At 36.1% G+C, this 11,651-nt stretch carries 11 protein-coding genes; 7 read left to right on the top strand and 4 right to left on the bottom strand.

Annotated elements, in window-relative coordinates; genetic code table 11:
* Window positions 1-96: 96 nt before the first annotated feature.
* From gnd to AC2CGR_RS11820, 5 genes are all read left to right on the top strand, one after another.
* Window positions 97-990, top strand: a complete 894-nt coding sequence (gnd, locus tag AC2CGR_RS11840; RefSeq protein WP_001195910.1) for a phosphogluconate dehydrogenase (NAD(+)-dependent, decarboxylating) — start codon at window positions 97-99, stop codon at window positions 988-990.
* A gap of 51 nt (window positions 991-1,041) precedes the next feature.
* Window positions 1,042-1,710, top strand: coding sequence for a fructose-6-phosphate aldolase (gene fsa, locus AC2CGR_RS11835; RefSeq protein ID WP_131100310.1), 669 nt, complete (start codon window positions 1,042-1,044; stop codon window positions 1,708-1,710).
* Window positions 1,711-2,070: 360 nt separating this feature from the next.
* A complete protein-coding gene (gntP, locus tag AC2CGR_RS11830) occupies window positions 2,071-3,396 on the top strand; it encodes a gluconate permease GntP (RefSeq protein WP_087967590.1) in 1,326 nt (441 codons plus the stop codon).
* 130 nt (window positions 3,397-3,526) lie between these two features.
* Window positions 3,527-5,068: a gluconokinase gene (gntK, locus tag AC2CGR_RS11825; protein WP_484480850.1), complete on the top strand. Its 1,542-nt coding sequence runs from the start codon at window positions 3,527-3,529 to the stop codon at window positions 5,066-5,068.
* Window positions 5,069-5,188: 120 nt separating this feature from the next.
* A complete protein-coding gene (locus AC2CGR_RS11820) occupies window positions 5,189-6,256 on the top strand; it encodes a lactonase family protein (RefSeq protein WP_087967594.1) in 1,068 nt (355 codons plus the stop codon).
* Between the two features lie 42 nt (window positions 6,257-6,298).
* On the opposite strand, the gene AC2CGR_RS11815 is transcribed toward AC2CGR_RS11820, so the two are convergent.
* Window positions 6,299-6,475: a DUF1272 domain-containing protein gene (locus AC2CGR_RS11815; protein ID WP_001207874.1), complete on the bottom strand. Its 177-nt coding sequence runs from the start codon at window positions 6,473-6,475 to the stop codon at window positions 6,299-6,301.
* A gap of 195 nt (window positions 6,476-6,670) precedes the next feature.
* On the opposite strand from AC2CGR_RS11815, the gene AC2CGR_RS11810 reads away from it, so the two are divergent.
* A complete protein-coding gene (locus AC2CGR_RS11810; protein ID WP_087967596.1) occupies window positions 6,671-7,492 on the top strand; it encodes a pentapeptide repeat-containing protein in 822 nt (273 codons plus the stop codon).
* 45 nt (window positions 7,493-7,537) lie between these two features.
* Here the strand turns inward: AC2CGR_RS11810 and AC2CGR_RS11805 are convergent, their stop codons facing one another.
* Window positions 7,538-8,422, bottom strand: a complete 885-nt coding sequence (locus AC2CGR_RS11805; protein ID WP_270184938.1) for a DMT family transporter — start codon at window positions 8,420-8,422, stop codon at window positions 7,538-7,540.
* A 337-nt stretch (window positions 8,423-8,759) separates the two neighbouring features.
* Between AC2CGR_RS11805 and AC2CGR_RS11800 the strand changes: the two genes are divergently transcribed.
* A complete protein-coding gene (locus AC2CGR_RS11800) occupies window positions 8,760-9,536 on the top strand; it encodes a glycosyltransferase family 2 protein (RefSeq protein ID WP_270184939.1) in 777 nt (258 codons plus the stop codon).
* Here AC2CGR_RS11800 and AC2CGR_RS11795 read toward each other — a convergent pair.
* Together AC2CGR_RS11795 and AC2CGR_RS11790 are read right to left on the bottom strand one after the other, a co-directional pair.
* Window positions 9,505-10,428 (bottom strand): NAD-dependent epimerase/dehydratase family protein, encoded by a 924-nt coding sequence (locus tag AC2CGR_RS11795; RefSeq protein ID WP_484480849.1) that lies wholly within the window; start codon window positions 10,426-10,428, stop codon window positions 9,505-9,507. The two genes, AC2CGR_RS11800 and AC2CGR_RS11795, sit on opposite strands and share 32 nt — an antisense overlap.
* A complete protein-coding gene (locus AC2CGR_RS11790; protein ID WP_484480848.1) occupies window positions 10,425-11,648 on the bottom strand; it encodes a methyltransferase domain-containing protein in 1,224 nt (407 codons plus the stop codon). Before AC2CGR_RS11790 ends, AC2CGR_RS11795 begins: the two co-directional genes overlap by 4 nt.
* Window positions 11,649-11,651 lie beyond the last annotated feature (3 nt).

Raw genomic sequence — 11,651 nt, 5'->3', positions numbered from 1 at the left:
CCTTTCTGGACAGATCAACTTATCAGTGCTGAAAGGTATTCAAAATCGTAGTGATATGAATTTTTAATAAAAGATGATTTGAGGAGGAAGTATATCATGCAAGTAGGATTAATTGGTTTAGGTAAAATGGGATTAAATTTAGGGAAAAATTTAATGGATCATAAACATGAAGTAGCAGCATTTGATTTAAATGCAAGTGCAGTGGAAGAAATGAAAGAGTACGGGGCTACAGGTACATCTAGTTTAAGTGAACTTGTTCAGTCATTACAATCACCAAGAATTCTTTGGGTTATGGTACCACACGCTGTTGTTGATTCTGTTATTGATGAGATTACACCCCTTTTATCAAAAGGAGATATTTTAATTGAAGCGGGTAATTCACATTATAAAGAGTCTATCCGCCGATATGAGCAATTAAAGAAAGATGGTATTCACTTTATGGATGCAGGAACTTCTGGCGGAATGGAAGGCGCTCGTAATGGTGCTTGTTACATGATCGGAGGAGATCAAGAAGCTTGGGATATCGTTGAACCTATCTTCCGAGATACTGCTGTAGAAAATGGATTCTTATATGCTGGAAAAGCTGGTAGTGGTCACTTCTTAAAAATGGTTCACAACGGAATTGAATACGGTATGATGGCTGCTATTGGTGAAGGATTTGAGATCCTAGAGAAAAGTGAATTTGACTACGATTATGAAAAAGTATCAAGAGTATGGAATAACGGTTCAGTAATCCGCTCTTGGTTAATGGAATTAACAGAAAATGCATTTTCTAAAGATGCAAAATTAGATGAAATTAAGGGTGTTATGCATTCTTCTGGTGAAGGGAAATGGACAGTAGAAACAGCATTAGACCTTCAAACAGCAACTCCTGTTATCGCAATGTCGCTATTAATGCGCTACCGCTCATTAGATAATGATACATTTACAGGAAAAGTAGTAGCAGCTCTGCGCAATGAATTTGGCGGACATGCAGTAGAAAAGAAATAAATATCTTAAAAATTTAACTCATTGACGTTTAAAAAATGGAGGGAATAGATCATGAAGTTTTTTATTGATACTGCAAATCTTGAGGACATAAAAAAAGCATATAAACTTGGAGTTTTAGCTGGTGTTACAACGAATCCTTCTTTAGTAGCAAAAGAGGGCATTAAATTTGAAGACCGTATTGCAGAAATTTGTCAGGCAGTTCCTAAAGTTGAATCTGTTTCGGCAGAAGTAACGCCAGATGCTGTTACAGCTGAAGAGATGATCGCCCAAGCAGAAGAACTGATTAAAATTAACGGTGGCGATGAAAAAATTACAATCAAACTTCCGATGACGTTAGCAGGATTAGAAGCTTGTCGCTACCTTACTGAAAAAGGTGTGAAAACGAACGTTACCCTTATTTTCACTGTGAACCAAGCTCTTTTAGCTGCTCGAGCAGGTGCAACGTACGTTTCTCCATTTTTAGGACGTTTAGATGATATTTCTGAAGATGGTGTATTATTAGTTGCTAAAATTGCTGAATTATTTGATGTTCATCAATTAGATACACAAATTATTGCGGCTTCTGTTAGACATCCAGATCATGTAACTCGTGTAGCGATGGCAGGTGCTCACATTGCAACAATCCCTTATAAAGTAATTGAACAACTTGCTATGCACCCATTAACAGACCAAGGTATTGAGAAGTTTGCTGCGGATTGGGCGAAAGCTCCTAAATTATAAGGCATAAAAGTGAGGGGGCTTTCCGAAAAATGCTTTTCATGAGAGGACAAATCCTAAGTAACTTCATCGTTTAAATTGGATTCCGAGTTTGGAGTCTTCCTACGTGAAAATAGTAAGAGAAGAAAGCCTCATTCACTTTTAAAAAAGAAAATTTGCTTACGCGTAGCATTTATCACAATAACATTATAATTATGAAAGAGAAATCCCCTTATCAGAGAAATGCGTTAAAGTGTATCTCTGATAAGGGAGATTCTTTTTATATCAATATGTAAAGGTATCTTTTACCCAAGTAAGAACTATATAGATTCTTTTAATTATATAGAGATTTGAAAGGGTTTACATAAAGAGGTGGAATTGCGTATGAATATGTACCTTTTAATGATTACATTATTATCAATTGTAATTGTTATTTTAGGCGTATCTTGGTGGAGATGGCATGCATTTATTAGTTTAACGATTGCAAGTTTGTTTTTAGCAATTATGTCTGGAATGCCAATGGATAAAATAGTGAGTGCTTATGAAACGGGAGTCGGAAGTGTTCTCGGGCATTTAGTAGGTATTTTAGTATTAGGTACAATTTTAGGGAAAATGATGGCAGAGTCAGGTGCTGGAATGCAAGTGGCAGAGTTCTTTATTAAATCCTTCGGAATAAAAAACTTACCGTGGGCGATGTTAATTGCAGGTTTTATTATTGGAATTCCGGTGTTTTTTGAAGTAGGTATTTTAATATTGTTGCCGTTAGTAATTTCAATTCATAAAACTACGAAACAAAATATTTTATTGATAGCGTTACCAGCAATTGCTGGGCTATCTGTCGTACACGGCCTTGTTCCTCCGCATCCAGGGGCAATCGTTGCAATTGGTATTTATAAAGCGAATCTTGGGAAGGTACTATTGTATTCACTCATTATTACATTTTTTGCAGCGATTATTGCAGGTCCTATATTCGCTAAATGGATTCACAAACGTGTAATTCCTGAAAATGAGCCAGAATTGATTCGTGTAAATACAAAATCAACGAAATTACCAGGAATAGGAGTTTCATTTTTAGTTATATTGTTACCTGTTCTGTTAATGGTGTTAGCAGCAGCGGCTCCTTATGTTCCACTTTCTACTACTTTGATGAAGATTGTCACATTAATCGGTAGTCCTATCATTGCGTTATTGATTGCATGTTTTGCAGCGTTTTATTTTCTTGGATTTCGTCAAGGTATCGATAAAAAGGCTATTAAGAAGGTAACAGAAGATAGCTTATTACCAATCGGTTCAATTGTTGCGATTATTGGTGCTGGTGGCGGATTTAAGCAAATTCTTATCGATAGTGGCGTAGGGAATGCTATTGCTCAAATGTCTGAGCATTTAGCGCTATCTCCAATTGTATTAGCATTTATGGTAGCTGGATTAATCCGAATTGCGACAGGGTCAGCGACAGTCGCCTTAACAACAGCAGCGGGTATCGTTTCACCGATCGTTGAAAATACGTCAGGTGTGAACTTAGAGTTGCTCGTCATTGCAACGGGTGCAGGAGCATTAATGTTTTCACACGTAAACGATGCTGGGTTCTGGATGGTAAAAGAATACCTAGGGTTAACAGTGAAAGAAACATTTAAAACATGGACGGTATTAGAAACATTACTTTCATTTATTGCTTTTGGAGGAGTTTTACTACTCGATATGTTTGTTTAAAATAAGGATATTTTTATATGAATTGGGAGAGACAACTTTAGCACATAACGTTATGAATAGATAAAATAAATATATTTTTATGGTTCTTATATGATTAGGATACTGTAGGGATTTTTGTTAGGAGGAAGAAATGGTGAGCTCAAAATATATGATTGGTGTAGATATTGGGACAACTAGTACAAAATCGGTTCTATTTTCTACTGATGGATCTGTTATTGCAAGTCATGGAATTGAATATCCTTTATATTCTCCTACGCCTGAAACAGCAGAACAAGACCCAGAAGAAATTTTTCATGCAGTAATAAATACGATTACAGAAACTGTACGAGTAAGTCATGTACAGCCGAATGATATTCTTTGTGTCTCTTTTAGTTCGGCAATGCATAGTATCATTGCTGTAGATGAAAAGGGAAAGCCGTTAACGAGATGCATCACTTGGGCAGATAATAGAAGTGCAAGCTGGGCAGAGAAAATAAAGAATGATATGAATGGTCATGAAATTTATTTGCGTACTGGGACACCAATTCATCCGATGTCACCACTTTCGAAATTAGTTTGGTTACAGAATGAACAGGCAGAATTGTTCGCAAAAACTTATAAATTTATTTCTATTAAAGAGTATGTTTTTTATAAGTTATATAAGGAGTATGTAATTGATTATTCTATAGCATCAGCAACAGGAATGTTTAATTTGAAATCTTTAAAATGGGATGAAGAGGCTTTACATGTTGCGGGAATTACAGATGAAAAGCTTTCTAAACTTGTTCCAACGACGCACAGCTTAACAGGATTAGATGAAGAACTCGCAAATGAGATTAATGTACTTGTTTCCACTCCTTTTATAGTAGGAGCGAGTGATGGAGTCCTATCCAATTTAGGTGTAAATGCAATTGATCCTGGTGTTGTGGCTGTTACAATTGGTACAAGTGGTGCGATACGTGCTGTAACAAATCGTCCTGTAACAGATCCGAAAGGTAGAATTTTTTGTTACGCCTTAACTGAAGACCATTGGGTAATTGGTGGACCAGTTAATAACGGTGGTATGATTTTCAGGTGGGCTCGTGATCAATTAGGCACTTCAGAGATTGAGCTTGCGAAGCGTTTAGGAAAAGATCCATATGAAGTGCTTACTGAAATAGCAGCAAAAGTGAATCCGGGGTCCGACGGTTTATTATTTCACCCGTATTTAGCGGGGGAAAGAGCTCCTTTATGGAATGCAAATGCACGAGGATCTTTCTTTGGACTTGGATTGCATCATAAGAAAGAACATCTTATCCGTGCTGTGTTAGAAGGGGTAATTTATAATTTATATACAGTTCTTCTCGCTTTAAAAGAACTAATTGGCGAACCGAACAAAATTCAAGCGACAGGCGGTTTTGCAAGATCAGAACTTTGGAGACAGATGATGGCGGATATTTTTCATCAAGACGTATATGTTCCCGAAAGTTTCGAAAGCTCTTGCTTAGGAGCTGCAATCCTCGGTTTATATAGTTTAGGTGAAATAGATACGTTGCATGTAGTTTCTGAAATGGTAGGTGCGAATTTCCACCATGAACCAAACATGGAAAGTGTGGAAAAGTATAAAGATTTAACACCAATCTATATTCGTCTGTCACGTCAATTGGAAGAAGAATATGAAAGTATAGCAGTGTACCAAAAAAAGTGGGTTTAAAAGCTATTTAACAAGAAAATATGGTAACGTATAAAGAGGTACTCCGATTTTTTAGGATACTCTTTCAACATAAAACATTGTGAGAAGTAAGATGAATGAAAAATATAGGGAGAGAGGGTTATGAAAATGAAGGATAACAAAGAGTTTATTGGATATGTTGGAACATACACGAAAGAAAACAGTGAAGGAATATATAAGTTTACTTTAGATACGGAAGCAAAGAAAATTAGTAATGTAGCACTTGCGGCAAAGCTGGATAACCCTACATATGTAACGATTAATCGAAATAATAAATATCTCTATTCCGTTGTTAAGGAAGGTGAATCTGGCGGTGTAGCTGCTTATTCAATTGATAGTAAAACAGGGGAGCTAAAGGAAGAAAATAGACAAGTAGTAGAAGGGGCTTCTCCTTGTCATATTAGTGTTGATAGTGGAAATCATGCAGTAGTTACAGCGAATTATCATAAAGGAACGATTGAGTCTTTTGAAGTAAATGAAGAAGATGGAACTGTAAATCCTGCCGCATCTATTATGGCACATGAAGGCTCAGGTCCGAATAAAGAAAGACAAGAAAAACCACATGCACATTATGCGGGATATACTCCTGATGAAAAGTATGTAGTTGGCGTTGATTTAGGGATAGATAAATTAATTACGTATGAAATAAAAGATAGTGTATTAAAAGAAGTGAATAGTTTGTCTGTAAATCCAGGAAGTGGTCCAAGACATATTACTTTTCATCCAAATGGAAAGTATGCGTATGTGATGACGGAGCTTAGTTCAGAGGTTATTGTGTTAACATATAACCCGTCAGAAGGATCCTTTACAGAATTACAGTATATTTCTACCGTTCCTGAAGCATTTGATGAAAATAATCAAGGAAGTGCGATTCATATTTCTTCTGACGGCCGCTTTGTATATGCAGGTAATCGTGGTCATAATAGTATTGCTGTTTTCAGTGTGGATCAAAACTCAGGTGAGCTTACATTTGTGGAACACACATCTACAGAAGGAAATTGGCCAAGAGACTTTGTATTAGATCCTACTGAAAAATTCCTTGTTGCTACAAATGAAAAGTCACATAATCTTGTGCTATTTTCAAGAAGTGAATCTACAGGTAAGTTAACACTTTTACAATCTGATGTTGCTGTGCCGGAGCCTGTTTGTGTGAAGTTTTTAAATATATAATTTCAGATGCCTAAATAAAAGCAAAGCGATATCGCTTTGCTTTTATTGTTTCTTTTTCGGTCTACGTACTAACTCGCCGCCACAGTTTGGGCAAACGTTGTGTCTTTCTTCTGTACATGGTGCACAAAATGTACATTCATATACGCAAATGTATGCTTCAGAATCTTGTTCCAGCGATTGATCGCAAATTTGACAGTTTGTTTTCATTTGTAGTGCCATAGTAAGTCTCCTTTTAGTTAGAAAATTTGTAATTTAATTATAATTCATTAAATAGAAATAGTCTTTTTCAATTGAAAGGAAATCAAATGATAAAGTTATGAATTGAAACGAAAGATGCCGGTTTATTTTAAAATTGATTATTTATTACAGTTGGAATATTATGAAATAGTCAAAAGACAACAGGGGGTATAGATTTTGACTAATCATAATGATCATTTAAAAGCAAACTGTGAAAAATGCTTCGGTCTATGTTGCGTGGCGTTACCGTTCGCAGCATCGGTAGATTTTGCAGTGAATAAAGATGGTGGTAAACCATGTTCCAATTTACAATCAGATTTTAAATGCAGTATACATAAAAATCTTAGAGGAAAAGGTTATAAAGGCTGTACAGTATTTGAATGTTTTGGCGCTGGACAGAAAATTTCTCAAGTTACGTTTAACGGGATTGATTGGCGGAAAGATGCTAAGCACGCGAGAAAAATGTATGATGCTTTTCCAGTTATGCATCAGCTCCATGAAATGCTTTGGTATTTAAATGAGGCTATTTTATTGAAGGCGACACAATCCATTCATAAAGAATTAAGTAAAGCGATTGAAGAGACGGAGCGTCTGTCCAATTTAAGTCCAGATGAGTTAACGAAAATAAATGTTCCATTACACAGAGCGGAAGTGAACATTCTTCTTTTAGAAACGAGCGAATTAGTATGGAAGGAAATGAATGCGAAGCGTAAGAAACGAATCATTCACCGTGGAGCAGATCTTATGGGAGCGAATTTGAAAAAGAAAGATTTACAAGGAGCGAATTTAAGAGGAGCGTATTTAATTGCGGCTAACTTACATGAAGCAGATTTAAGAGGAGCAGATCTCATCGGAGCAGATTTGCGAGATGCAGATATTCGCGGGGCTGATTTTACAAATAGTATTTTCCTGACGCAAGTTCAAGTTAATGCGGCTAGAGGGGACAAACATACGAAATTACCAAAATTATTGTCTCGTCCATCGCATTGGGGTGCGTAAAAAGTGTAAAAAGACAGGCAGAGATATTTAATCTCTGCCTGTTTTTCATTTCTTTTCAAAAGTAGTAATGAAAACACTACATATAATAAGGATACCACCAATAAAAAAGTTACTATTTAATGTCTCATTTAATAAGAGCCAACCAAGCAACGACCCGACGATAGGTTGGAAGAAGAAAAATAACGAACCGATGCTTGCGTCCATTAATTCTAATCCTTTATTCCAAAGGAAAAAGGCACCTGCTGTTGAGACGATTCCTAAATAAAGTACGCCTAATAGTACGTACATATTCATATGTTCAATAGGGTTTGATTGAAATTCCCATATCATAAAAGGTGTAATAAAAAAGAGTGAAAAGAATATGGCGTACGTTGTAATCACTAAAGATGAAAATCGAGCTGAAGCAATTTTTACATAAATAGATAGTAAAGCCCACGTAATAGCGGCTCCAACTAAAATGATTGTTCCGATAAAATAGGAGCCAATTTCAATATCCCATCCGATTACGATAATGACACCGATTGTCGCTATTATAGTAGATAACAGTCTACGAGCGGTTAGTTTTTCTTTCAAAATGATCGCTGCAAATATAACGATAAATGCAGGTGTAGCTGATGTTACTAACGAGCCTGTATGAGCGTCGGATAATTTTGTTCCGATAAATTGACAGGTGATTGAAATGAAATATCCGATAAATCCAATCCAAGCGAATAATAGCCAATCTTTTTTGCGAATGGTTACTGTTTTCTTTTGTTTTTTCTTAGCTACTTTCAAAATGCCATATAAAACAACAAAAGCAATGATAAAGCGTAGCCAAACGAGTGTTAGTGGTGGGATAAAGTCGAGTACATATTTGCTAACAACATACATACCGCCCCATATACTAGCTGCTAGTGATAAACATATAGCTCCTAAAATTGTTTGTTTCATGTAAAGTACCTCCGTCTATTTTTAGGGTAATATGAGTTCCCTAAGACGAGGCATAGTGTATGTGTTATAAGCCCGTCTTAGTTTATAGACGGCCTACAGGTTGATCGTTTTCGAATGAAGTGTTGTAATACATGCGTGCATTCCTCCTTCATAATTTTATAATGATATTATAACTTAATTTTCAGTTTATTAGGGGGTTTCTTTAGAAAATGAAAATGGTGGTTGTGTAAGAAAGCATAGTATATGGTAGAAAAACATATTTTTTAAATAAAAGAAACCAATTACATAATTGATAAGTATATTAAGAGTAGGATGAAAAAGTAGATTAATAGAGAAAGTGGAGGAGATTGTTATAACTACAACCGTTATTTCTCATTTTTATAATGAAGAGTATTTATTACCGTGGTGGCTTATACATCATACGAAACTGTTTGATCATGGCATTTTAATTAATAAAGGCTCAACAGATCGTTCGGTTGAAATTTGTAAAAAATTCGCGCCACACTGGGAGGTGCGAGATTCTGTACATCCAGAGTTTGATGCATATGCGACAGATCATGAAGTGATGAGGATAGAACAAGAAATACAAGGATGGAAAATGATTTTAAATACGACCGAGTTTCTTTGTGTGCAAGATAAAAATCAGTTTTGGAAATCACTAAATGAATTGGGAGGGAGGATGTATTGGCTAGAAGGGCTTGTTATGGTGGATGATCCTAACTATAATTATCCGGAACTTAACTTTGGACTACCTTTAATGAAACAGCGATTTCATGGTTATTTACCAGAGGAGTGGAGACTATGGAGAAGGGGCAGATTTATTCATAATCATGAACATGGAAGTTATACGGTTGGAAGACATTTATCTGCGCATGAATCGATGATTTATCCACCTCTTGCTTGTATATTATGGTTTGGGTTTAGTCCTTGGAACGATGCAATGAGAAAGAGAAAGTTACAAATTGGTCCGACTCTTTCTGAAGCTAGTAAGCATGGAGGAATGGGTACGCATCATATTATTACGCCGGAAAGATTAGAAGAATGGTATAAGGAATTAGCGAGAGGAACGAAGGATTTACGTTTTAGTGATGCATATCGTTATGTTTTTGTATAAATGATTCCCACCATAAAATTGTTTCTTCAATTCCTGTATTCAGATCGTATGTTGGTTTCCAGTTTACTTCAGTTTTTAAACGTTCTACATTAACCCCGACGAATAAAGGTTCATCTTTAGAGAAAGGGATTGCACCTAGTTTAATTAAATGTTCTTTTCCTATCTTTTTAGCGATGATAGAAGCTAACTCTTTAATTTGTACAGATTGACCAGAAGCGATATTGATTGTGCCTGTAACGCCATGTTCTAATACTGTTACGAGAGCGTCAGCGACGTCGCTCACATGGAGGAAATCTCTTGATTGTTTTCCATGTGTACATAGTGCTTCCTCATTTTTTAATAAAGAAGTGATAATGTTAGAAACGAGTCGATTCCCTTGTTCGTGAGGGCCATATAGATGAAAAATGCGGCCCCAACACATGCTGAGACCGGTTTGCTCGGCGTACGTTTGTAGCCAGGAGTGTAGTGCGTTTTTACATAATGAATACGGGGTTTTATAGGAAAGAAGCGGTGAATCTTCAAATAGTACGCCGTTAAACCATTCATATTCTGCGCCAGTACCTGCAACGACGACTCGCTTTCCACCGCATGTTGTGAAGTGCTGGATCAATGAGATGCTGGATGTAAGCCAATAGTAATTGTTAATGGATACGTAGCATGCTGGCGGCACTGCTTCCCAAGCTAAATGAATGAGATGACTAGGCTTTATGTCGTAAATGAGTTTTTTTATTTCTTCATCGCAAAGTAAGTTTACTTTATGCCAATGGCAAGAAAGGTGAGAAGGCTTATTTGTATTGTAAGTGGCGTGCACTTCATAGCCCTTTTGGATAAGAGAATGTACAACATATTTACCAATCCATCCACTACCGCCTGTTAAGAGAATTTTTTTCATGGCTCCATTACCTCAACTTCTGGTATTGTTACTAAAAATTTGCCGCCCCATTCACGAATGAAAGAGCATTCTTTCATAATTTCCTCTTTCAAATTCCAAGGAAGTATGAGAATGTAATCAGGTTTTGTACGTTTTATTTCTTCTGGAGATTTTATGGGAATGCGGGTACCTGGTAGAAGAAGATTTTGTTTATGAGGGTTTTTATCTACTGTATAAGCTAGAAATTCTTTTCCTATCCCGCAATAATTTAAAAGAGTGTTCCCTTTAGCTGGCGCACCGTAACCGATAATTTGTTTGTTTAAAGCTTTCGCTTCGATAAAAAACTGTAAAATATTTATTTTCAATTGTTCGATGCGTTTAGAAAAAAGTAGATAGCAATCTAAAGTATCTAGTCCGTAATCTATTTCTTTTTGAATTATTTTTGCAACATTGGAATGGATAGAGGATTGGTCATTTAGATGGTTTACAAAAATCCGTAAGGAACCACCGTGTGTTGAAAGTTCTTCTACATCGACAATTTGTAAATGATGATGAGCTAAAATTTTTTGAAGGCTTATAAGTGAGAAATAGGAGAAGTGTTCATGGTAGATTGTATCAAACTGTTTAAAGGATATGAGGTTTAGTAAGTGCGGGAATTCAATTGTTATCGTGCCATCTTGTTTTAATAACGTTTTTAAACCGGCGACAAAATCATGCAAGTTCGGAACATGTGCTAATACGTTATTAGCGATGATTAAATCGGCTTGCGGTAATTTTTTTGCTAAGTCATTGCTGAAAAAATTCACTTCGGTAGGAATTCCTTTTTGAATCGCAATTTCTGCTACATTTTTTGCTGGTTCAATTCCTAACGTTTCGATATGTTCTTTTTGAAAGTATTGTAATAAGTACCCGTCGTTACTCGCAATTTCAACCACCTTTGAATGTTTCTTTAAGTGGAAGCGCTTAATCGCCATTTCTACATATTGTTTAGCGTGCAGTAGCCAGCTTGACGAGTAAGAGCTAAAGTATAAATAGTCATGAAAAATATTGTGCGGAGATTCAAATTCATCTAATTGTACAAGTAAACAAGAGTGACAAACAAATGTGTGCAATGGATAAAATGGTTCCATTTTATATGAGTTTTCTGGAGCGACAAATGAGTTTGCGAGAGGGGAAACACCTAAATCTAAAAAAGCATTTGTTAGTAATGAGTGGCAAAAACGGCATTTTTTCTGTTCCATTTT

The organism is Bacillus sp. LSHTCR4 (assembly GCF_057197025.1).
This window is presented reverse-complemented; position numbering and strand designations above follow the sequence as displayed.